This is a genomic window from Streptococcus oralis subsp. tigurinus, from assembly GCF_002093575.1.
Taxonomy (GTDB): Bacteria; Bacillota; Bacilli; order Lactobacillales; family Streptococcaceae; genus Streptococcus; species Streptococcus oralis_CH.
The window spans coordinates 22,235-45,977 of record NZ_LNVH01000009.1 but is presented as its reverse complement, the minus strand read 5'-3'; the positions used below and the strand labels follow the sequence as shown (position 1 = coordinate 45,977).

The window sequence follows — 23,743 nt, the reverse complement described above, 5'->3', positions numbered from 1 at the left end:
GAGATATGGAAGTCGCTTAGCTCGAGGGAGTTTAGCTCAGCTGGGAGAGCATCTGCCTTACAAGCAGAGGGTCAGCGGTTCGATCCCGTTAACTCCCATTTTAGCGGGTGTAGTTTAGTGGTAAAACTACAGCCTTCCAAGCTGTTGTCGCGAGTTCGATTCTCGTCACCCGCTTTGAACTTTGTTCAAATACCAAGTTTTTTAACTTGGGCGCGTAGCTCAGGTGGTTAGAGCGCACGCCTGATAAGCGTGAGGTCGGTGGTTCGAGTCCACTCGTGCCCATCTATGGATATGGTCCGTTGGTCAAGGGGTTAAGACACCGCCTTTTCACGGCGGTAACACGGGTTCGAATCCCGTACGGACTATTTGTTGGAGGATTACCCAAGTCCGGCTGAAGGGAACGGTCTTGAAAACCGTCAGGCGTGTAAAAGCGTGCGTGGGTTCGAATCCCACATCCTCCTTTTATATTAACGCGGGATGGAGCAGCTCGGTAGCTCGTCGGGCTCATAACCCGAAGGTCGTAGGTTCAAATCCTGCTCCCGCAATATTGGCTCGGTAGCTCAGTTGGTAGAGCAATGGATTGAAGCTCCATGTGTCGGCGGTTCGATTCCGTCTCGCGCCATATTTTATTTATAACTTGGAAGGGTAGCGAAGAGGCTAAACGCGGCGGACTGTAAATCCGCTCCTTCGGGTTCGGGGGTTCGAATCCCTCCCCTTCCATTGCTTTAGTTACGGGCATAGTTTAAAGGTAGAACTAAGGTCTCCAAAACCTTCAGTGTGGGTTCAATTCCTACTGCCCGTGTTAATAAAATTATGGCGGGTGTGGTGAAGTGGTTAACACACCAGATTGTGGCTCTGGCATGCGTGGGTTCGATCCCCATCACTCGCCTATTTTATATTATTGGGGTATAGCCAAGCGGTAAGGCAAGGGACTTTGACTCCCTCATGCGTTGGTTCGAATCCAGCTACCCCAGTTACTATTTGCCGGCGTGGCGGAATTGGCAGACGCGCTGGACTCAAAATCCAGTGTCCGCAAGGACGTGCCGGTTCGACCCCGGCCGCCGGTATAGTATTAAAGACAAGGTTTCTAGGCCTTGTCTTTTCTTTTATCTGATTATCTGTATTTGCTTGAGTTACTAAAAATTACGGCTCTTTGTCAACTGTAGTGGGTTGAAGTCAGCTAAGATCGAGAAAGGACAAATTTCGTCCTTTCTTTTTTGATGTTCAGAGCGATGAAAATCCGTTTTTTGAAGTCTTCAAAGTTCCGAAAACCAAAGGCATTTCGTTTGATGTGTTTAATGAGATTGTTAGTCGCTTCCAATTTTGCGTTGAAATGGGGTGGTTGAAGGGCGTTGACGATTTTCTCTTTGTCCTTGAGGAAGGTTTTAAAGGCAGTCTGAAAAAGAGGATGAACCTTCTTTAGATTGTCCTCAATGAGTCTGAAGAATTTGTCAGGTTTCTTATTCTGAAAGTGAAAAAGCTTATAAAGTTTGTCTAGAATCTCTTTATTCGTCAAGTGCATACGAAAAGTAGGGCGATAAAATCGCTTATCACTCAATTTACGGCTATCCTGTTGAATGAGTTTCCAGTAACGTTTGATGGCCTTGTATTCATGGGATTTTCGCTCAAATTGATTCATAATTTGAACACGAACACGACTCATAGCACGGCTTAAGTGTTGAACAATGTGAAAACGATTTAGAACGATTTTAGCGTTTGAGATTGAAACAGTCTGGGAGACTGTTTCAATCTGAGCCTAGAAATTCGAAAGCGAAGCTGTTTAGCTAAGTTATAGTAAGGACTAAACATATCCATCGTAATGATTTTCACCTGACAGCGAACGATTCTATCGTAGCGAAGAAAGTAATTTCGGATGATAGTTTGTGTGGTTACTTACAGTTTACACCAATGAAACGCTATGAGTTTTTTGTTGCACTATATTTTACAATTTATCACACAAAAATAGGCTCCATAATATCTATAGGGGATTTACCCACTACAAATATTATAGAGCCTTATTTTTGAGTGCCATTCTGATCTTTTTTGCTTAGATTTTTGGTATAATATTACTTATTCACAATTTATTTTGATTATGAAAGAGTTTGGTGATTAATGTCTCGGTCTGTTGAACTACTAAAGAAACGTTATTTAAAGAATATCAAAGAGCACCCAGATTTATTTATTGGAATCGAGTTAGAATATCCTATTGTAAATTTAGAGGGTAAAGCTACAGATGGTGAAGTTGTTAAGGATCTCTTTCGGTGTTTACCATCAGTACTAGGTTTTACTATCGAAAAAGTGGATGACTTTGGGAATCCAATTCAGTTGCTTAATCCAGTCAGCCAAGATACGATCTTGTTTGAGGTTGCTTATACGACAATTGAGTTTGCATTCGGAAGGGCCAAATCGATCCAAGAGGTAGAAGAACGCTTTAACTTCTATATGGCTACTATTCAGAATAAGTTGGGTGAAGCTAATCATGCTATTGTTGGCTGCGGCATTCATCCCAACTGGGATAAAAATGAGAATTGTCCAGTGGCTTATCCCCGCTATCAGATGTTGATGGATTATCTGAATTTGAGTAGAAATGTAACTAAATCAGATTTACATCATTTCCCTGAGTATGGAGCCTTTATTTGTGGGAGTCAGGTTCAACTGGACGTTTCAAGCTCCAACTACCTGCGTGTTATCAATGCTTTTACTCAAATTGAAGCTGCCAAAGCTTATTTGTTTGCCAATTCTGAGTTTTCAGGGGCAGATTGGGATACCAAAATTTCGAGAGATATTTTTTGGGAAGAATCCATGCATGGTATCTATCTAGAGAATGTAGGTGTCAATACTAGACTCTTTAAAGATGAGGATGATTTTTTTGACTATCTAAATCATTCTGCGATTTTTACTGCGGAGCGTGATGGGCAGACCTATTATTTTTATCCAATTCAGGCTAGAGATTATTTGACTACACTTGAAATCCAGGCATTTACCCTCAATGGGGATGAGGTTCTTATTTACCCTCAGGAGGAGGATTTCGAAACTCATCGTAGTTATCAGTATCAAGACTTAACGACTCGAGGAACAGTTGAGTTTCGTAGTGTGTGTACACAGCCACTTGATAGGACTTTTACTTCAGGAGCTTTTCACTTGGGATTGTTGGTTCATTTAGACAAACTGGAATCTTACTTAGAAGCAGCACCCTTCTTTAAAGTGTTTGGGTGTAATTATAAGTTTTTAAGGCGACAATTTTCTAAGAAAAAGCTTACAGCTGCAGAAGAAGCGGCTATTGTCGATTTTTCAAGAGACTTACTCCAGCTAGCGGAGGAAGGTCTGAAGATGAGAAATAAGCATGAAATGACCTACTTACAGCCTTTGAGAGACAAATTGGGGTTATAATTTTTGTTATAAAGCGAGAATTTTCTGAAAAATCATGATATAATGGAAGAGACTATAGATAAAGGATAGAGATTCATGACATTAGTTTATCAATCAACGCGTGATGCCAACAATACAGTAACTGCCAGCCAAGCTATTTTGCAAGGTTTGGCGACGGATGGTGGTTTGTTTACACCGCTTACTTATCCAAAGGTGGATTTGGACTTTGAAAAATTGAAAGATGCCTCTTACCAAGAAGTGGCTAAGTTAGTTTTGTCAGCCTTTTTAGATGACTTTACTGCGGAGGAGTTGGACTACTGTATCAACAATGCCTACGATAACAAGTTTGATACTCCAGCGATTGCGCCATTGGTGAAACTGGATGGGCAATACAACTTGGAATTGTTCCATGGTTCAACGATTGCCTTTAAGGATATGGCCTTGTCTATCTTGCCATACTTTATGACGACAGCCGCTAAAAAGCATGGTTTGGAGAACAAGATTGTCATTTTAACAGCGACATCTGGTGATACTGGGAAAGCTGCTATGGCAGGGTTTGCGGATGTACCTGGTACTGAGATTATCGTTTTTTATCCAAAAGATGGTGTTAGCAAGGTACAAGAGTTGCAAATGACTACTCAGACTGGCGACAATACTCATGTTATCGCTATTAATGGAAACTTTGATGATGCACAAACAAACGTCAAACATATGTTTAACGATGTAGCTCTTCGTGAAAAGTTGGCAGCGAACAAGTTGCAATTTTCATCAGCTAACTCTATGAACATTGGTCGTTTGGTACCACAGATTGTTTATTATGTTTATGCCTACGCTCAGTTGGTCAAGTCTGGTGAGATTGAGGCTGGTGAAAAGGTCAACTTCACAGTACCAACAGGAAACTTTGGAAATATCTTGGCTGCCTTTTATGCTAAGCAAATTGGTCTACCAGTTGGTAAATTAGTCTGTGCTTCAAATGACAATAATGTTTTAACTGACTTCTTTAAAACACGTGTTTACGATAAGAAACGTGAGTTTAAAGTAACAACTAGTCCATCTATGGATATCTTAGTATCTTCAAACTTGGAGCGTTTGATTTTCCATCTTTTGGGGAATGATGCGGTTAAGACAGCTGAACTCATGAATGCCTTGAGTACACAAGGACAATATGAATTGACAGACTTTGATGCAGCGATTCTGGATCTCTTTGTAGCTGAATATGCGACTGAGGAAGAAACTGCGACAGAAATTAAACGTGTTTATCAAACAGATGCCTATATCGAGGATCCCCACACAGCGGTTGCCTCAGCTGTTTATAGAAAATACAAAGCGGCTACTGGGGATGCGACTAAGACAGTGATTGCTTCAACAGCTAGTCCATACAAGTTCCCAGTGGTTGCAGTAGAAGCTGTAACAGGGAAAGCAGGCTTGACTGACTTTGAAGCCTTGACTCAATTACATGACATTTCAGGAGTGGCAGTGCCACCAGCGGTTGATGGCCTTGAAACAGCTCCAGTTCGTCATAAAACAACAGTGGCAGCTGCTGACATGCAAGCAGCGGTTGAGACTTATCTAGGACTTTAAGACAGAGGGAGTAAACTCGGTTGGGAAACCAACTGAGTTTCTTTTCATCAGGAGGAAGGATTGTTTAAGAAAAATAAAGACATTCTTAATATTGCATTGCCAGCTATGGGTGAAAACTTTTTGCAGATGCTCATGGGAATGGTGGACAGTTATTTGGTCGCTCACTTGGGCTTAATTGCCATTTCAGGTGTTTCAGTGGCTGGCAATATTATCACGATTTACCAGGCGATTTTTATCGCTCTGGGAGCTGCTATTTCCAGCGTTATTTCAAAAAGTTTGGGGCAGAAAGATCAGTCCAAGTTGGCTTATCACGTGACAGAGGCTCTCAAGATAACCCTATTGCTGAGTGCACTTTTAGGCGCCTTATCGCTCTTTGCTGGGCAAGAGATGATAGGGCTCTTGGGAACTGAGCAGGATGTGGCCGAGAGTGGTGGACTCTACCTATCTTTGGTAGGCGGATCAATTGTTCTCTTGGGCTTGATGACCAGTCTAGGTGCCTTGATTCGTGCAACGCATAATCCACGTCTACCTTTCTATGTTAGTCTTTTATCCAATGCCTTGAATATTCTTTTTTCAAGTCTAGCTATTTTTGTCCTTGATATGGGCATAGCTGGTGTTGCTTGGGGGACTATCTTGTCTCGCTTAGTCGGTCTTGTGATTTTGTGGTCGCAATTAAAGCTTCCTTTTGAGAAACCGACTTTTGGACTCGATAAAGACTTACTGACCTTGGCATTGCCAGCAGCAGGAGAACGTCTCATGATGCGGGCTGGAGATGTAGTGATTATTGCCTTGGTTGTTTCTTTTGGGACGGAGGCAGTAGCGGGGAATGCAGTTGGAGAAGTCTTGACCCAGTTTAACTACATGCCTGCCTTTGGTGTCGCTACGGCAACGGTCATGCAGGTGGCTCGAGCAGTTGGAGAGGATAACTGGGAAAGAGTAGACGAGGTAAGCAAGCAAACCTTTTGGCTTTCTCTGCTTCTCATGTTGCCCTTAACTCTCAGTATCTATGCCTTAGGGATACCACTGACTCATCTCTATACGACCGACCCTGTAGCAGTCGAAGCGAGCGTTTTGGTGGCACTGTTCTCTCTACTAGGAACCCCCATGGCGACAGGGACAGTTATTTATACGGCAGTTTGGCAGGGTTTGGGAAATGCTCGCCTCCCCTTTTATGCGACAAGTATTGGGATGTGGTGTATCCGCATAGGGACAGCTTATCTGATGGGGCTTGTTCTTGGTTGGGGCTTACCTGGTATTTGGGCAGGAACTCTTTTGGATAATGGTTTTCGTTGGTTATTTCTACGTTACCGTTACCAACGTTATATGATGTTAAAAGGATAGAAAATGCAAAAAACAGCTTTTATTTGGGATTTAGACGGGACTTTATTGGATTCTTACGAAGCGATTTTGTCAGGGATTGAGGAGACCTTTGCTCAATTTTCTATTCCTTATGATAAGGAAAAAGTGAGAGAGTTTATCCTCAGGTTTTCTGTGCAGGATTTGCTGGTGCAGGTGGCAGAAGAGAGAAAACTGGATGTGGAAGTGCTCAATCAGGTACGTGCCCAGAGCCTGGCTGAGAAGAATGCTCAGGTAGTTTTGATGCCAGGTGCGCGTGAAGTGTTGGCTTGGGCAGACCAAGTAGGGATTCGGAACTTTGTTTACACTCATAAAGGGGACAATGCTTTTACTATTCTAAAGGATCTGGGATTGGAATCCTATTTTACAGAGATTTTAACCAGTCAGAGTGGCTTTGAGCGCAAGCCTAGTCCAGAAGCGGCTACCTATTTGTTAGACAAGTATCAGCTGGATCCTGAGAAGACCTATTATATAGGGGACCGGACTTTAGATGTGGAATTCGCCCAGAATAGCGGCATTCAAAGCATCAACTTTTTAGAGTCTTCTTTTGAAGGCAATCACATGATTCGAGCACTAGCAGATATTCCTCATATTTTTGAGAGTAAGTAACGAGAAGATTGTGTCAGTTGTGTGACAGAGACCTAACAAACTATTTCAAGTAATCGAGTTTGTTACAAGGAATAGACAGTTCTATTAAATAGGCCCGAGAGGGCTTTTTTTCAGCTTTTTTTGTGTTATGATAGACAGGTACTCATTTGAAAGGAATATGAACGAATGAAGAAAAGAATGATTTTAGTCTCAACAGTAGCCTTGTCATTTGCCCCAGTATTGGCAACTCAAGCAGAAGAAGTCCTTTGGACTGCACGTGGTGTTGAGCAAATCCAAAACGATTTGACTAAAACGGACAACAAAACAAGCTATACAGTACAGTATGGTGATACCTTGAGCACCATTGCAGAAGCCTTGGGTGTAGATGTCACAGTTCTTGCTAATTTGAACAAAATCACCAATATGGACTTGATTTTCCCAGATACTGTCCTCACTACAACTGTCAATGAGGCAGAAGAGGTAACGGAAGTTGAAATCCAAACTCCTCAAGCAGATGCTAGTGAAGAAGTGACAACTGCGACAGCTGATTTGACGAAAAATCAAGTGACAGTCGATGAACAAACAGTTCAAGTAGAAGACCTTTCTCAACCGATTGAGGAAGCACCAAAAGTGGTAGAATCTTCAAGCACAAAAGAATTAGCATCAAATTCAGAAGTCGCAGAGACAGTGACTGCTGCAGAAGAAGTGGCATCATCTACAAACACTTCTACGTCAGCTGAGCAAACAGTCGAAACAACCAGTCCAGTTGAAGAAGCAGCTCCTCAGGCAACGATTCCAGCTGAGAAGCAAGAAACACAAGTTAGCCCTCAAGCTGAGTCAATAGTGGAAGCGACTACAACTCCAGTAGAAGAAAAAGCAACCGAAACACCTGCTGATACAACAGGATCAAGTGCAACAGAAGAAGCAGCATCAACAGCAACTTCTGACACTGCAACTTCGACTTATCAAGCAGAGCAAAGCCAAACTTCTTCAAGAACTTATTCAGCTCCAGCGGCTCCTGACTATGCAGGACTTGCTGTAGCTAAGTCTGAGAATGCTGGTCTTCAACCACAAACTGCAGCCTTTAAGGAAGAAATCGCCAACTTGTTTGGAATTACCTCCTTTAGTGGCTACCGTCCTGGTGACAGTGGGGACCATGGTAAAGGTTTGGCCATCGACTTTATGGTTCCAGTGAGTTCAGCACTTGGTGATCAAATCGCGGAATACGCGGTTCAAAATATGGCTAGCCGTGGTATCAACTACATCATCTGGAAACAACGTTTCTATGCTCCATATGATAGTAAATATGGACCTGCCTACACGTGGAATCCAATGCCAGACCGTGGTAGTGTGACCGAAAATCACTATGACCACGTTCACGTATCAATGAACTAATAGAAAAAGAAGCTGAAAACTCGCAAGGTTTGAGGCTTCTTTTTGTGTGCAGGTAAGAAATAGATGCGTTTATTAAATCTCGGTTTTATATTATAAGTGCACAATAAAAAGCTCATAAAATGTTCTAGTAAAGTTGATTTGGACGAACTAATTATGAAAGGAAATATTATGAGCCATCACCATCCTAGCATAGGAGAAAATGATGAAGTGCTTTTGTTTACCATACGTAAGGTTTAGGTTTTTCTCAGTTATTTTAAATGATTTACTAAATCTCTTTCTTGAAAAGAGAAGCGACAAGATTTTCGATAGATAGTTGAAGTTGGGAGATGTTATTTTTTGACAATTTCTGTAAGAGAAATTTTTTCGATTAGGGGGTGAGTGCGTTCTTTTTAATCATATTTGATATTTAGGAGGTTTTTTCATAGCTAGAATATCAGAATATAGGCCATACGTTTACAACCTTTTCTGGAGTAGCAGGAGAAGTTTTATCCAAGGAAATGGAGATTTTTTTCCGTAAAGAGACGGCAAAATGATATTAGTATCTTATTTTGAGTCATCCTTTACTATTTTGGATGGGTCTCAGACGTCCCATTTCTAATTGATTTGGTAGCTATTCTGTATAGATTATACAGAATATTTACACATTTAGAGTTTCAATCAAAATGCTTGACAAACCCCTAGGGGGTATGGCAAAATTACTAGTTAGATATATAATGGATTTATTTAGGTGTATATATGAATATAAGTTTAAAGGAATTAAGAAAGCTTAAAAGAGCTGACTTAATGGAATTGTTAGTATCGCAAGCAGAGGAAATTGAGCATTTACAAAATCGAGTGTTAGAACTAGAGGATCAGCTCAATGATAGGAATATTTTAATAGCTAAGGCGGGATCAATTGCAGAGGCGTCTTTAGAAATCAATAAGATTTTCGAAGTAGCACAGAAAACTGCAGATCAATATCTTAAGAATATCCATCGATTAGCTGAACAGCAAAATAAAAATGAAAAAAATTATGTGGAGTAGTTTCGTTCATGTCAAAAGAATCTAAAAAGTTGAAGTGGTCAGATTTGCCTGAGGCTTCTGAACTTTCCCAGGCTCTTGAACAAGAAAAATACCGAGAACGCTATTTAAAAACATTGAAAAGCACAGTTTCTACATTAGTAGTTGTAGCAGCCATTGCAATCTTAACAGCGACTCTATGGTTACCAGTCTTGCAGATATATGGGAACTCGATGACCCCCAATCTTGAATCTGGAGATATGGTAGTTTCGGTTAGCGCACAAAAACTGAGACAAGGGAATGTCGTCGCTTTTTATTACAATAATAAAGTTTTAGTGAAGCGCGTGATTGCAACCGAGGGACAATGGGTTGATATTGATAGTCAAGGAACTGTCAGTGTGGATGGTCAAAAGCTTGAGGAACCATACCTCGCAGATAATGAAAAAGGTCTAGGTGATACTAATATTCAATTACCCTACCAAGTTCCTGAGGGAAAATTTTTTGTGATGGGAGATCATAGGGGTGTCTCTATTGATTCACGTAACACGGCTATTGGATCGATTGGTAATGAACAAATCGTTGGACGCCTTGTTCTACGCGTCTGGCCTCTAAATCGTATACAATGGGTTAAATAGAGAGGAGTGTTATGAAAACAGTATTTGAAAAAATGGCATCACGTATTCGACAACGAATGAGAGAAAGTCTGTGGGCCCGAATCAGTATGGTCTTATCGGTCGTTGTTGTATTTTGTACGACCTATGTGCTGATTTTGCCAGCTCTGACCTTGACTTCCGATTCTAGTAGCTCTATTATTCAAACGGAAGATACTATTACAGCAGTAACCTCTGATTCCTCTAAAGAGAGCACAGAGGCTACTCAACAAGATAAAAAACAAGAACCACAGGTATCGGAAAGTACACCTTCTACATCGAAAACATTATCGTCTGATTCTCATTCATCGAAAGCAGGTAGTCAAAAGGCGGAAACTGAAAATGTTATAGTTAAGGTTGACTATGAGGCAGATACATTTTCGGAAAGTGTAACCTTGAGGGTCAAACATGTCACAGATACGACAGCCATAGATGCGAAACTAAGTGACATTCTTAAGGATCGTAATCGAATATTGACTTCTTCCTATACTTATGATATTTCCTTTGTCAATAATCAAGGGAAAGAAGTGGAGCCTAGTAAGGAAGCTAAGGTTTCCCTCACTTTTAAGGATGCAGTCGAAGCATCAACCATTCAAGAAGGTTGGAAACTTTATCATTTCAAAAACAATGATGTCAATCAAGTTGAAGATTTGACAGATAGTCATACAACAAATATTCAAGAGACAGATAAAGCTGTTTCCGTTGTAGAGTTTATGTCTGACACATTTTCGCAATATACAATCGCAGGAACTAGTTACGAGGATTTTTCTACTTATATAACGTCAGGTAACTATAAAGGAAAACCAGTCGAGTATATTTCGGGCAATACAAGAACCTTAACGTCGGAGCTAGACCTCAAATATAGTATTCCTAAGTCACAATTAGCACAAAAGAAAAGTTACGCGATTCCGTTACCTGCTGATACGACTTGGTCAAATGTGAATGAAAACCAAGATTATATTGGTAAAGATGGAAATCGTGATGCCTTTAAATATCGTTTTGTTCAAGAAAATGGTAAGAAGTACATTGTTATCAATTTTTTGGATAGTTATGTTAATCAAGCACATGAGAGTGTTTCGGGGGATTTGACCTATACTGCAACAGTCGGTCAAACCCATCGAAAAGAGAATGGTAATTACGAAATTCCCTTTACAGATAAGGTCACGATTACGGTTCCTTCAGATAAAATCGAAAAGAAAGAAGAACCCCAGCAGTCTGACCATGATGTTCAAAGCCAGAAAATTGGGGCAGTTACCTATAATGGAGATGAGGCTTATCTAGATTATACAGTTACTGTCTGGTCTGAAAAAGGAACGAAAGGTCAAGTTAAAATTAATGACTATCTTAATGCAAAGGGATTAACCATTGGAGAACTCCAAAATCTTACTATCAAGAAAGCAGGTTACCAATACTGGGGAGGAACGGAGACGGACCAGGTCGGTGAGCAACCTCTATCAGTGCAACCAGTTAAGTCAGGCACATCTTTTGAACTGACACTTCCAAAACTAGAAGCGAAACAGAAGTATACGATTAAATATCGATATAAAGTAACCGGCATCCCAGCAGGTCAAGCCATATCCGTTTCGAATGGGGTTGACGTTAAGACACCCGACATTCCTAAAAAACACAGTGATAGCTACCTTAGTATTTTTAGGAATAAAATTGGCAAGACCGGTCAGTATGACGAAAAGTCAAATAAAATTAAGTGGACTATCACAGTCAATGAAAATCAGAATGATATTGCTGGTGCAGAACTCAAAGATGAGATGATTGCGAAATCAAGTGATGTCGCTATTACACCAAGTAATGGGGCCACTAAAACCAATACTGGCTACAAATTTTCAGCAACAGATGGTGGTAGAAATACTAATAAGTATGTAATCACCTATACAACGGATGCTGGTGAAAAATCTAATAGCTGGGCTGGTTCTGCAAAATCGATTTCCAATACAGCAACAATCACCGATAATGGAGAAGATTCCAGCACTACAGCAACCGTACCAGGTGGTAACGGTAATACCGGAGGGCTAGAAAAAAGTTTTGTAGAGATGAAGCCGACGGGAGACTCTGATGTCAAAGAGTTGACATGGAAGTCCATCATCAAAGTACCCGGAGATAAAAAAATTCCCAAAAATGCGGAGTTTGAGGACCTTCTTAAAGGACCGAACTATACTAATAGCGGGGAACATTACTTTACAAAAGCTCAACTAGATGCTGTTTATCAAAAGTTGATCACTGCATTGGGTGGCGCAGATAAGTTTGAGTTTTCTGTTTGGGAATCAAATAACTCAACCTGGCAGTATACACCTTACAATCAAGCTGATTCAAATAAGACGTATAGTCAATTTAAGTTCAAACTGCTAAAAGATTATACGGGTTCAGATATTTCTTTTGATTACCAATCGACAATCAATAAATCAAAGGCTACTCAATTTAGCAATACAATAAGCGGTGGTGGTTTCAATAAGGAAGCAAACTATAAGTATGAAGAAAATGGTAAAGTCTTTAAACTAGATGGAAACAATCTAGTGTGGGATGGTAAAGAGAACGAGTATGATAGTAAAGATACTGAACATACTATTCAACAAAATGCCTTAATCAGTTGGGTCATTAAGGTTAAATTGAGCGACGATACACAGTCTGTAACTTTGACAGATACCCCGCCAGCAGGATTAACCTTATCCAAATTTAGCTATGGTGCTTCTACTTATGGTATTAATGCTAGTGACTTCTCTATTTCAGATGGGAAAATCACATGGTCAAATCAATGGTATCGCCCTTATGGAGATAATCTCGATGTGACTGGAACGGTGGATGCTAGTGGTGTTATCAATGTAACGTTTACAGCTAAAAATGGTAAAAAATTAAAAGAGCTTTTGAACAATACTGGCACACTTTATGCCAAATTTGAATTTAAGACAGATGCAAAACCTTTTGACGACTCTATCACAAAGAACTATAAGAATAAAGTTTCTGCTAAGATAGATGGAAAGCCTGCTGGTGAAGATGATCATACACAGAAAATTACTGTTGAACCAGGCAGAAAGATTTCAAAAGGTGGAACATGGAGCAATGATAATCGTGAAGTTAGCTATAAGCTAGATATTAATCCTGAGGCACAGGATCTAGCAGTGGGTAAATCAAGCTATACTTTGGTTGATACGCTTGAATACCGTGAGGACCTTTTGACAAATATAAGCTATGACTTGAAACAGGAGTCTGTTAAATTGTATGACTCGAATCATCAAGAGATAGACAAGAGTGAATGGTCCTGGACTGTTAAAAAGGTTAAGGATGCCACAGGGATTCATCGCAGTATAATAACACTACAGGTTCCAAACCATAAGAAGCTGCACTTAGAGTATAGCTATGCTGTGTCAAGTGATATCGCTGAAAATGATACGAAGAATCTTACTGTAAAAAATACTGCGGAAATCAATGGGTTAAAAACGGGTCAAACAGAAACAACGACCCACTATAATTGGCATAAAACGTCTACTAGCGCAACAGCAAATACTTTGAAATCATTTAAGATTACAAAGGTTGATACGACCAACTTTGCTACAGCTCTAGCTGACGCCACATTTGAAATTCGAGAAAATGTGACAGATAAAAAGGTAGCAACTTACAAAACATCAAGTGATGGAACATTTTACATTACGAAGTCTAATAAGGAGGCTCGAGAAAAAGAAGGAGAACTTTTAGAGGACAAGCTTTACTATACTGTTGAAGTCAAGGCTCCTTCTGGTTACGAGTTACCAGCTAACCCCAAACGCTATTATTTCTATTTCTCTAATACAGCTACCCTACCTTCGAATATAGGTAGTCTTGTGATTAATACTCAAGAAGTAACTAATCTTGCTAAACAAAGCAGACAAGAATATGTTGAAAATACAAAGACACCACCAACGCCACCAACGACCTCAATTATAGTTGATAAAAAGTGGAAGAATGCTGATGGTAGCGAAGCTCAACGTGTGTCGGGTAAAATCACTGTTAGTCTTTATCGTGTTTCAAATATCGAATCAGCTCCTGTCAAAATTACGGAGAAAGAAATTAGCTACGACGGAAGTAAGTGGCAAACGATATTTGAAAATCTACCGACTACGGGGGAAAATGGAGAAACCTTTACTTATTATGTAGAGGAGAGCAAGGTAACTGGTTATACAGCTAGTTATTCAAATGGTACTCGAGTTTCTGAAACGGCTACTGATATGGCTATTTCGAAAGGGACTATCACGATTACCAATAAAGCACAGAAGACCTATCAACTACCTGAGACAGGAGGTGAGGGAATAGCTACTATCATGCTTGTGGGAGCAAGCCTAGTTATGCTTTCTGTATTTGCTGTAGGCGTCAAAGTCTATAGAAAGATCCGCTAAAAATGAAACGGTAAAGGTGGTGATGCCTATAAATAGGTAATGTCACATTCTTGTATATTAACTATCGCGTTTGAGGCGCACACACATGTTATAAAAAATAAAAAAAGGAGATACATACATAACATGAAAAAATTAAAGTTTTTCTTGGCAGCGATTGTTGCCTTGCTAGTTACCTTCGTTGGTGGTAAGGCGTATGCCTATACCATTACAATCAATGGTGAAACAGATGGCCATACTTTTGAGGCTTATCAGATTTTCAAGGGTGACTTGAATGATAGTACGTTGTCAAATATTCAGTGGGGAACTGGAGTTACACCATTTGAATTTCATGGAAGTAATGAAGCAGCAAAAATTGCTGAGGGACTCACAGAATCGAATGCGGTGGAGTTCTCAAAAGAAGCTGCGAAACATTTGACTTCTAATCCATCAGCTACAGGGACTTCTACTATTACGGTAACAGAAGCTGGTTACTACTTGATCAAAGATAAGGACAACTCTCTTACTGGTAAAGATGGTAAAGCTTATACTGCTTATATCTTGAAAGTTATTAAAGATGAAACAGTAAAGCCAAAGGCTGATGTACCAAGTGTAATTAAAAAAGTAAAAGATACAAATGACACTACTGGTGAAACTACTGACTGGCAGGACTCTGCTGACTATGATTTTGGGGATAAGGTTCCTTTCCAATTGACAGCAACATTACCAAAGACTAATTTTGATAAATACCAAACTTATTATCTAGAGTTTTCAGATACACTTTCAAAAGGATTGTCATATGATGAGAATTCTTTAGTTGTTAAAGTTGGGGATAGAACTCTAACTACAAGTGAATATACAATTTCGACTACAAAAGATAGCGAAGGAAATACCAAACTATCCGTTGTGATTACTGATGTTAAAGCATTGGGAGGAACAGCTGGTGGTAAAGTTACAGTTGACTACACTGCAACATTGACTACAGATGCAGTGATTGGTGCCAAAGGTAACCCTAACGAAGTGGAATTGATTTACTCAAATAATCCAAATGAAAATGGGACAGGTAAACCAAAAGATACTGGTAAGACACCAAAAGATACAGTTATTGTATTTACTTATAAGACTGTAGTTAATAAGGTGGATCAAAATAAACAACCATTGACAGGTGCTGGTTTTACTCTCTACAAAAAAGTAAAAGGTGAATGGAAAGTTGTGAAAGAAATCACTGCTGGTGAAGCAACAAAATTTGAATTTACTGGTATTGATGATGGAGAATATAAACTATCCGAAACAGCAACTCCTGCAGGGTATAACACAATCAAAGATATTACTTTTACTGTTGAGGCAACTCATGAGACAGAAGCTGATCAACCTAAATTAACAAATCTTTCAGGTGTCGCTGCTTCTGGTCAAATTACTTTCACTGCAGATAAAGATGCGGGTTCATTGACTACGCAAGTTGAAAATAAAAAGGGATCAATTCTTCCTTCAACTGGTAGCATTGGTACGACTGTTCTTTATGTAGCGGGTTCTGTACTTGTTGTAGCAGCAGGTATCCTACTTGTTACAAAAAAACGTATGAAAAACTAATATTTAATGTTTCTTGGATAGGGGGTCGGAGATGGGAGACTATCTCCGTTCTTCCTTTCTAAATGATTTTAAATTCGATAAGATAAGGAGACCTTTTTGACTTATGATTGACAAAATAAAAGAAAATGCCATCACGATAATATTGGTCTTCCTTTTATTCCTTGGAGTTTCTATGTTGTCGTATCCAACAATAAGTGACTACTGGAATTCATTTCATCAGTCTAAAGCAGTAGCTGGATACGTGGAAAAAGTGGCAGATTTGAAAGAGAATGATTATAAGCAAATGCTGGCGGATGCCCATGAATATAATCAGAACTTAGACAAAGATGTGATTCCAGATTTAGATCTTCCTTCATCTCATGAAGAAATTTACAATCAAACGCTTGATGTGACAGGCACTGGAATCATGGCTTATGTTGAAATTCCAAAATTAAATACGACGATGCCTATCTACCATGGAACAGACGATACTATCCTACAGGTAGCTATCGGTCATATTCCAGGGACCTCTCTTCCCGTAGGAGGGATTGGAACTCACTCCGTTATTTCAGGACATCGTGGTTTACCATCTGCAAAACTCTTTACGGATATTGATCAGTTAGTGGAGGGGGATACTTTTCTTATTCAAGTACTGAATGAGACCCTGACTTATGAGGTCGACCAGATTGTAACAGTAACGCCAGATGATGTTTCTGCTCTAGCTATTGATCCAAATCAAGATTATGTGACCTTGGTTACCTGTACACCTTATGGAGTAAATACTCATCGATTGCTTGTTAGGGGGCATCGTATAGCAAATGCTACGAAACCTGCACGTGTGACGGCAGAGGCGACGCAGTTAAAACCGGTATTGGTAGCTCCAGCTATTGTGGTGGTCTGTTTACTTGTTTTATGGTTGATAAGAATAGCTTATCGAATAATTGTTCAACATATGAAATAATACTATGTTAGTAAAACGGCTAGAAAATCTGGCCGTTTTTGTTTATCTTCAAAATAGATTGAGAACATATATTTAAAATACGAGTATATTTCTTGATTTATTTTTTGGTTTATATTATACTTGATAAGTCAATCATTGACGAATCAACTTTAAAGGAGAAAGATTTATGGTAGCAATCCAAGATTTACTGTATCAACTACGATTAGCAGATCAGTCTATGACACAACTATTTGAACGCCAATTGGGAATTAGTCTCACTCGTTATCAAATCTTATGTTTCTTAATCGATCAGTCACCGTGTAATCAAATAGCAGTTCAGGAGCGTTTGAAGATTGATCAGGCTGCCTTGACACGGCACTTTAAAATTTTGGAAAAGGAAGGTTTGGTTAATCGACGTCGGAATCCTCAAAACCAGAGGGAGGTTTTGGTGGAAGTGACAGACTTTGCGAGAGAACAACTAGTAACCAACTCTCCCCAACACCATATAGACGTAAAGAGTCAGATGGAGAGTGTACTTACAAAGGGAGAGCGAGAAGAGTTCAGTCGCTTGTTAGAAAAGTTGATATCTGGCTTAGAAGAGATAGAAATTTAAGGAGAAGAATATGTCTATTTTTACAATTATTTTAGCAACTATCGTTGCTTTGGAGCATTTTTACATTTTTTATCTGGAAAGTGTGGCTACACAATCAGATACTACTAGTCGCGTGTTTAATGTGGATAAGGAAGAACTGGCTCGTCCTTCAGTGAGTTCATTATTTAAAAATCAAGGAATTTATAATGCTTTGATAGGTGTGTTTCTCTTGTACGGGATTTATTTCTCACAAAGTTTGGAAATTGTGACCATCTTTGTTTTATTTGTGCTTGGTGCAGCGACCTACGGTTCTCTGACAGCAGACAAGAAGATTCTTCTGAAGCAAGGTGGACCTGCTATTTTGACTCTGCTGAGTATGTTGCTTTTGAAATAAGAAAACCAGCGTCCTGAATGACGCTGGTTTTTATATGCTCTTATCCATTTCGACGTTTACGGGCTAGTAGGGCTCTGTAAAAGAAGATGTGATTGTTTTGGATATAGGGAAGGATTGAAAAACTAGCAATTCCAAAGGTGATCCAGTTGAGGAAGTACCAAGGGAGTAGTTGTAGGTCGAGGACAAAGCGTTGAAACTTGTAACCCTTCATCAAGAAACGGCTAGTTTTGAGGATTTGGCTTGGTTTAGCCTGTCCTAAATCCAGAGTGTCGCAGAGGAGGAATTCTACCTGTGAGTAGGCATAATGTTGCGGAACGTAGAGGATGTTCCCTACAATCATCAAGATGAGGCTCGCGAAAAAGTAGAGTCCAAAGGTCATAAGGAATTGCTCGGTTTCAACGGATGAGAGGTCTAATTTTGGAAATTCAGGATGTAGGGCGATAAATCTCCGAGCTAAGAGGTTGCTATAAAAGAGAAAATAAACGCCTACTAAGTTTGGAATGCTCCATAAAAAGAGGTAGAAACGTTTGAGGAGCAGAGTTAGGAAGGTTTGCGAGAAGCGCTCTTCCGCAAAGAGGGCTAGGCTTGATTTTACTGAGAGTTCTGTATCAGGATCCTTGAGGAGTCGGAGTGTCGCAAAAGCAGCACCTGCTAGAAAAATCGTGCTCACAAAAGAAACCACTAGTGGGAAGAGATAGGCTTGGAGCACTTGTGCCAGCATGCTGAAAAAGGATTGCTCTAAAACACTTTCTTGGAGACGAGCCAAGGGGTTGAGAAAGCCTGATAAGATGACCAGTATGCTAGGTAAGAGATAGACGAGAAAGAGGCGGGGATTTTCAGCCTGAAATTGCCTCGTCTGCAGACGAATAGTTTTTAAATCAATTTTTGGGTATTTCATTCTTTCATTATACCATAGTTCGTGACAGTTCCTGGTTTTTTTGATAAAATCATACAGTATGCCTTTGGGCACAAAGTATGAACTGGGACTGTCTTTCCCAGCTTCGGAGGTAGAAAATGTCAGATTCACCAATCAAATACCGTTTGATTAAGAAAGAAAAACACACAGGAGCTCGTCTGGGAGAAATCATCACTCCCCACGGTACCTTCCCGACACCTATGTTTATGCCAGTTGGGACCCAAGCTACTGTCAAGACCCAGTCACCAGAAGAGTTGAAGGAGATGGGATCAGGGATTATCCTCTCTAATACTTATCATCTCTGGCTTCGCCCTGGGGACGAACTCATTGCACGCGCAGGTGGTCTCCACAAGTTCATGAATTGGGACCAGCCGATTTTGACAGATAGTGGTGGTTTCCAGGTTTATTCCCTAGCAGATAGCCGAAATATCACAGAAGAAGGAGTAACCTTTAAAAACCATCTCAATGGTTCTAAGATGTTCTTATCGCCAGAAAAGGCCATCTCTATTCAGAATAATCTGGGCTCAGACATCATGATGTCCTTTGATGAATGTCCTCAGTTTTACCAACCTTACGACTACGTTAAGAAATCCATCGAGCGTACCAGTCGTTGGGCCGAACGTGGCTTAAAGGCTCACCGTCGCCCACATGACCAAGGTTTGTTTGGAATTGTGCAGGGGGCAGGATTTGAAGACCTTCGCCGTCAGTCAGCTCATGACCTTGTCAGCATGGATTTCCCAGGATACTCTATCGGTGGTTTGGCAGTAGGAGAAACCCACGAAGAGATGAATGCAGTCTTGGACTTCACAACCCAACTTCTTCCTGAAAACAAACCTCGCTATTTGATGGGTGTGGGAGCGCCAGATAGCTTGATTGATGGGGTTATTCGTGGTGTGGATATGTTTGACTGTGTCTTGCCGACTCGTATCGCTCGTAATGGAACTTGTATGACTAGTCAGGGACGTTTGGTTGTCAAAAATGCCCAATTCGCTGAGGACTTTATGCCACTGGATCCTGAGTGTGATTGCTACACATGTAAGAACTACACACGCGCTTATCTTCGTCACCTGCTCAAGGCTGATGAAACCTTTGGTATCCGCTTGACTAGCTATCACAATCTCTACTTCTTGCTCAATCTGATGAAGCAAGTGCGTCAAGCCATCATGGATGACAATCTCTTGGAATTTCGTGAGTATTTTGTAGAAAAATATGGCTACAACAAGTCAGGACGCAATTTTTAAAGTGTAAAAATAGAATGCCAAAATCCTAAGTTTTCTCTTAGGATTTTTCCTATTTTTTTGATAGAATAGGGAGTATAATGGAATGGAAATTAGGTGGTGTTTTGCTTCCTAATTTAATGGAGAATAGACTCGTATGCGTATTAAATGGTTTTCCTTGATTAGGATTACAGGTTTACTTTTGGTGCTTTTGTACCACTTCTTTCAAACGATCTTTCCTGGAGGATTCTTTGGGGTAGATGTCTTTTTCACTTTTTCAGGATTTTTGATCACCTCCCTCCTTTTAGAAGAATTTGGGAAGGCACGCCAGATTGATTTGCTGGGCTTTTTTAAGAGACGGTTTTACCGCATCGTGCCACCTGTGGTGCTGATGGTTTTGGTGACCATGCCTTTTACTTTCTTGGTTCGTCAAGACTATGTTGCTGGAATTGGTGGCCAGATTGCTGGAGTTCTCGGTTTCATGACCAACTTCTACGAAATGTTAACAGGAGGCAGTTATGAATCCCAGTTCATTCCGCATCTCTTTGTTCATAACTGGAGCCTAGCTGTTGAGGTTCACTACTATATCCTTTGGGGCTTAGCGGTTTGGTTCTTATCGAAACGTTCAAAATCTAGTAGTCAATTGAGAGGGATGGTCTTTCTCCTTTCTGCGGGAGCTTTTATCATTAGCTTTTTCTCCATGTTTATTGGTAGTCTAATGGCTAGTTCCCATTCATCTGTCTACTTTTCAAGTTTAACCCATGTCTATCCCTTCTTTTTAGGAAGCATTTTAGCGACAGTTGTAGGGGTTCGTCAGACGAGCGATTTAGTCAAGCAGTTTGACCGGACGTGGGATCTTCGTCAGAATCTACTGGTGTTTGCTGCGGGGCTTTTGGTATTAGTACTCTTGACCTTTTTTGTCAAGTTCACCTACCTGTTTGCTTATCTATTCGGTTTCTTACTGGCAAGTTTAGCAGCCGTAACCATGATTTTTGCTGCGCGTGTCTTGCATGAGAAAACGCCTGAGATACGAGAACCTCATATAATCACATTTTTAGCGGATACCAGCTACGCGGTTTATCTCTTCCACTGGCCTTTTTATATTATCTTTTCGCAGTTGATGAGTAATCTGCCTGCTGTTATTTTAACCGTTATCTTTTCCTATTTCTTTGCTATCCTATCCTTCTATATTATTGAGCCATTGATTGCTGGTAAGACCAATGCTTTAGTTAGAAAAATCACTAAACTACATCATATCAAACCCATTAGTGCTAGTGTTGTGGGCGCCCTTTCCTTACTTACCTTGATTATCATAGCTATGGCTCCTCAAGTTGGAGCCTTTGAGACAGACTTGATGGTCAATGGTTTCAAGCAAGCTCAGACCAATATAGGACAAACCAAGACTCTTGCTGAACAAGCTGAAGCCAGTCGCTTAGGAATTTCTGAGGGAACGAGTCTGATTGGGGATTCAGTGACTTTACGTGCCAATACAGCCTTAAAAGAGGCACTTCCTGATGCAAATATCAATGCTCAGGTTAGTCGGACGACCAAGCAAGCCAATGACATCATGCTCAATAATAGTCAGAACAAGGCGCTTTTAAAAACAGTTGTCATTGCAACGGGGGTCAACAATCCTGAAGGCTATAAGAATGATTTGGACAGCATCGTGAACAATCTACCGAAAGGACACCATCTGATACTGGTGACACCTTATGAGGGAGACAAGAGCAAGGACACTTATGCATCAGTGGAGCAGTATGCGGCTTATGCGAGAGAATTAGCTGAAAAGAATCCATATGTGAGCGTCGCTGACTGGAATAAGGTCGCTAAGGAACACCCTGAAATCTGGGCTGGAACTGACCAAGTCCACTTTGGAAATGATAGCAACATGATTGAAGAAGGTGCTAAACTTTACGCAGAGACGATTGCAGCTGCTGTTAAGGCTGCTCAAGAACTGCCTGTAAAATCAAAATAAGATCAAAGAGTTGGAGAAATCCAGCTCTTTTAAAATATCCACGAAAAATAGGTCTATACCATTTACAAATGAAAAAGAAAGGTTTATAATGTAATTGACATAATAAATTCTAGAATCAATCTATCAAGGAGGTTATCATTATGCCTAATTATATTAAAGCGGATCAGTTTTTCTACCCACACGGAGTTCGTCGTGGCGGTTACTTGGAACTTGTGGATGGCAAGTTTGGTAAACATGTAGAACAGATTCCTGAAGGAGCTGAGGTGATTGACTATACCGGTTATAGCATTGCCCCAGGACTTGTGGATACCCATATTCATGGATTTGGTGGTGTCGATGTCATGGATAATAACATCGAAGGAACCCTTCATACTATGAGTGAAGGATTGCTTAGCACAGGTGTTACTAGCTTCTTGCCAACGACGTTGACTTCTTCTTACGAGCAGTTGCTTGCGGTAACTGAAAATATCGGTGCTCGTTACCAGGAAGCAAGTGGAGCCAAGATTCGTGGAATCTATTTTGAAGGGCCTTATTTCACAGAGAAATACAAGGGAGCTCAAAACCCTGCTTACATGAAAGATCCTCGTATGGATGAGTTTCGTGCTTGGCAAAAAGCAGCTAATGGCCTGCTCAATAAAATTGCCCTTGCGCCAGAACGTGAAGGTGTAGAAGACTTTGTTCGTACAATTACGGGTGAAGGAGTGACTGTTGCTCTTGGACACTCAAATGCGACTTTTGATGAAGCTAAAAAAGCAGTGGATGCTGGAGCAAGCGTTTGGGTACATGCCTACAATGGAATGCGTGGGTTGACTCACCGTGAGCTCGGTATGGTGGGAGCCATGTATGAGTTGCCACATACCTATGCAGAGTTGATCTGTGACGGTCACCATGTGGATCCAAAGGCCTGTGATATCTTGCTCAAACAAAAGGGAACTGAAAATATCGCCCTTATCACAGACTGTATGACAGCTGGTGGCTTGGAAGATGGCGACTACATGTTGGGAGAATTCCCAGTAGTAGTTGCTAATGGAACTGCTCGCCTCAAATCTACAGGCAATTTGGCAGGTTCTATCCTTAAACTCAAAGATGGTTTGAAGAATGTGGTCGAATGGGGCATTGCGAATCCGCATGAAGCAGTCATGATGGCCAGCCTCAACCCAGCAAAATCTGTTCACATCGATGATGTCTGTGGTCAAATCCGTGAAGGTTATGATGCCGACTTTATCGTACTGGATAAAGATTTGGAATTGGTAGCAACCTACCTAGATGGTGTGAAACGTTATCAAGCCTAAGATGATAAAAATAGGGGTCAATAAAGGACTCCTATTTTTATTATCAGATGAAAATAATAGGATTAAAGAAATTGCTAATGGGGGAAACAAGCAAAATCCTTTTCTTGTAATAAAAAATTAGATATAATATACGATACAAAGGAAGTAGTAAGAATGTATCGTGTTATAGAAATGTATGGGGATTTTGAACCGTGGTGGTTCATAGAAGGTTGGGAAGAAGATGTCATCATGAGTCAATCTTTTGACAAGTATTATGATGCTCTAAAATATTATAAATCATGCTGGTTTGAGCTGGAAAAGAAGAATCCTCTTTATAAAAGTCGGAGTGATTTGATGACTATTTTTTGGGATCCTGCCGACCAACGCTGGTGTGATGAGTGCGATGAGTATTTGCAGCAGTACCATTCTTTGGCACTTTTACAGGATGAGCAAGTCATCCCCGATGAAAAGCTACGTCCAGGCTACGAAAAACAAACAGGTCAAGAAAAACACCGTTCTTGCCGCATGAAATGGAGATAAAAAAGTAACTTTTTAAGTTGCTTTTTTTATTTT

General features: G+C 40.4%; 17 protein-coding genes, 12 tRNA genes and 1 pseudogene. 28 read left to right on the top strand and 2 right to left on the bottom strand.

The features are described 5' to 3' along the window. Positions 1-25: 25 nt before the first annotated feature. From ATE37_RS09825 to ATE37_RS09770, 12 genes are all read left to right on the top strand, one after another. Positions 26-98 (top strand) — tRNA-Val (locus ATE37_RS09825). A gap of 5 nt (positions 99-103) precedes the next feature. After that, positions 104-174: transfer RNA gene (locus tag ATE37_RS09820), tRNA-Gly, on the top strand. A 34-nt stretch (positions 175-208) separates the two neighbouring features. Next, positions 209-282 (top strand) — tRNA-Ile (locus tag ATE37_RS09815). An 11-nt stretch (positions 283-293) separates the two neighbouring features. Then, positions 294-365, top strand: a tRNA-Glu gene (locus ATE37_RS09810). Positions 366-371: 6 nt separating this feature from the next. Further along, positions 372-461, top strand: a tRNA-Ser gene (locus ATE37_RS09805). A gap of 10 nt (positions 462-471) precedes the next feature. Then, positions 472-545: transfer RNA gene (locus ATE37_RS09800), tRNA-Met, on the top strand. A gap of 4 nt (positions 546-549) precedes the next feature. After that, positions 550-622 (top strand) — tRNA-Phe (locus ATE37_RS09795). A gap of 17 nt (positions 623-639) precedes the next feature. Continuing rightward, positions 640-720: transfer RNA gene (locus ATE37_RS09790), tRNA-Tyr, on the top strand. 11 nt (positions 721-731) lie between these two features. Further along, a tRNA-Trp gene (locus ATE37_RS09785) sits at positions 732-802 on the top strand. 14 nt (positions 803-816) lie between these two features. After that, positions 817-889: transfer RNA gene (locus tag ATE37_RS09780), tRNA-His, on the top strand. Between the two features lie 13 nt (positions 890-902). Further along, positions 903-974, top strand: a tRNA-Gln gene (locus tag ATE37_RS09775). A 9-nt stretch (positions 975-983) separates the two neighbouring features. Then, positions 984-1,067: transfer RNA gene (locus tag ATE37_RS09770), tRNA-Leu, on the top strand. Between the two features lie 113 nt (positions 1,068-1,180). On the opposite strand, the pseudogene ATE37_RS09765 reads toward ATE37_RS09770, so the two are convergent. Further along, positions 1,181-1,887: pseudogene (locus tag ATE37_RS09765) on the bottom strand (transposase); the annotation flags it as partial. 225 nt (positions 1,888-2,112) lie between these two features. On the opposite strand from ATE37_RS09765, the gene ATE37_RS09760 reads away from it, so the two are divergent. From ATE37_RS09760 to ATE37_RS09705, 12 genes are all read left to right on the top strand, one after another. Further along, positions 2,113-3,390, top strand: coding sequence for a glutamate-cysteine ligase family protein (locus ATE37_RS09760; protein WP_084868882.1), 1,278 nt, complete (start codon positions 2,113-2,115; stop codon positions 3,388-3,390). Positions 3,391-3,465: 75 nt separating this feature from the next. Then, positions 3,466-4,950, top strand: coding sequence for a threonine synthase (gene thrC, locus ATE37_RS09755; protein ID WP_084868881.1), 1,485 nt, complete (start codon positions 3,466-3,468; stop codon positions 4,948-4,950). A 60-nt stretch (positions 4,951-5,010) separates the two neighbouring features. Beyond that, entirely contained in the window at positions 5,011-6,291 is a 1,281-nt protein-coding gene (locus tag ATE37_RS09750; protein WP_084868880.1) for an MATE family efflux transporter, read from the top strand. A 3-nt stretch (positions 6,292-6,294) separates the two neighbouring features. Then, positions 6,295-6,915 (top strand): HAD family hydrolase, encoded by a 621-nt coding sequence (locus tag ATE37_RS09745; RefSeq protein ID WP_084868879.1) that lies wholly within the window; start codon positions 6,295-6,297, stop codon positions 6,913-6,915. A gap of 165 nt (positions 6,916-7,080) precedes the next feature. Then, positions 7,081-8,289 carry a LysM peptidoglycan-binding domain-containing protein gene (locus tag ATE37_RS09740; protein ID WP_084868878.1) on the top strand — a complete coding sequence of 403 codons (1,209 nt, stop codon included), beginning with the start codon at positions 7,081-7,083 and terminating at the stop codon, positions 8,287-8,289. 735 nt (positions 8,290-9,024) lie between these two features. Next, the gene (locus tag ATE37_RS09735) at positions 9,025-9,312 is read left to right on the top strand and encodes a DNA repair protein (protein ID WP_084868877.1); all 288 of its coding nucleotides are present in this window, start codon (positions 9,025-9,027) and stop codon (positions 9,310-9,312) included. A gap of 8 nt (positions 9,313-9,320) precedes the next feature. After that, positions 9,321-9,923 carry a signal peptidase I gene (gene lepB, locus ATE37_RS09730; RefSeq protein ID WP_084868876.1) on the top strand — a complete coding sequence of 201 codons (603 nt, stop codon included), beginning with the start codon at positions 9,321-9,323 and terminating at the stop codon, positions 9,921-9,923. An 11-nt stretch (positions 9,924-9,934) separates the two neighbouring features. After that, a complete protein-coding gene (locus tag ATE37_RS09725; RefSeq protein ID WP_084868875.1) occupies positions 9,935-14,320 on the top strand; it encodes a Cna B-type domain-containing protein in 4,386 nt (1,461 codons plus the stop codon). A 123-nt stretch (positions 14,321-14,443) separates the two neighbouring features. After that, the gene (locus tag ATE37_RS09720) at positions 14,444-15,886 is read left to right on the top strand and encodes an isopeptide-forming domain-containing fimbrial protein (RefSeq protein WP_084868874.1); all 1,443 of its coding nucleotides are present in this window, start codon (positions 14,444-14,446) and stop codon (positions 15,884-15,886) included. A 103-nt stretch (positions 15,887-15,989) separates the two neighbouring features. Then, positions 15,990-16,826 (top strand): class C sortase, encoded by an 837-nt coding sequence (locus tag ATE37_RS09715; protein WP_084868873.1) that lies wholly within the window; start codon positions 15,990-15,992, stop codon positions 16,824-16,826. A 166-nt stretch (positions 16,827-16,992) separates the two neighbouring features. After that, on the top strand, positions 16,993-17,418 hold the full coding sequence (locus tag ATE37_RS09710) for a MarR family winged helix-turn-helix transcriptional regulator (RefSeq protein WP_084868872.1): 426 nt from the start codon (positions 16,993-16,995) through the stop codon (positions 17,416-17,418). A 10-nt stretch (positions 17,419-17,428) separates the two neighbouring features. Next, positions 17,429-17,791, top strand: a complete 363-nt coding sequence (locus ATE37_RS09705; RefSeq protein WP_038804058.1) for a DUF1304 domain-containing protein — start codon at positions 17,429-17,431, stop codon at positions 17,789-17,791. A gap of 40 nt (positions 17,792-17,831) precedes the next feature. Here the strand turns inward: ATE37_RS09705 and ATE37_RS09700 are convergent, their stop codons facing one another. Next, positions 17,832-18,689, bottom strand: coding sequence for a DUF975 family protein (locus ATE37_RS09700; RefSeq protein ID WP_084868871.1), 858 nt, complete (start codon positions 18,687-18,689; stop codon positions 17,832-17,834). A gap of 116 nt (positions 18,690-18,805) precedes the next feature. Here ATE37_RS09700 and tgt point away from each other — a divergent pair, with 116 nt between their 5' ends. The 4 genes from tgt (at position 18,806) to ATE37_RS09680 (ending at position 23,710) form a co-directional block, all read left to right on the top strand. Continuing rightward, positions 18,806-19,948, top strand: coding sequence for a tRNA guanosine(34) transglycosylase Tgt (gene tgt, locus ATE37_RS09695; RefSeq protein WP_084868870.1), 1,143 nt, complete (start codon positions 18,806-18,808; stop codon positions 19,946-19,948). Between the two features lie 133 nt (positions 19,949-20,081). Continuing rightward, a complete protein-coding gene (locus ATE37_RS09690) occupies positions 20,082-21,899 on the top strand; it encodes an acyltransferase family protein (RefSeq protein ID WP_084868869.1) in 1,818 nt (605 codons plus the stop codon). Positions 21,900-22,039: 140 nt separating this feature from the next. Next, on the top strand, positions 22,040-23,191 hold the full coding sequence (gene nagA / locus ATE37_RS09685; RefSeq protein WP_001134442.1) for an N-acetylglucosamine-6-phosphate deacetylase: 1,152 nt from the start codon (positions 22,040-22,042) through the stop codon (positions 23,189-23,191). 153 nt (positions 23,192-23,344) lie between these two features. Beyond that, positions 23,345-23,710 carry a DUF1033 family protein gene (locus ATE37_RS09680; protein WP_000286399.1) on the top strand — a complete coding sequence of 122 codons (366 nt, stop codon included), beginning with the start codon at positions 23,345-23,347 and terminating at the stop codon, positions 23,708-23,710. The last annotated feature ends 33 nt before the right edge of the window (positions 23,711-23,743 follow it).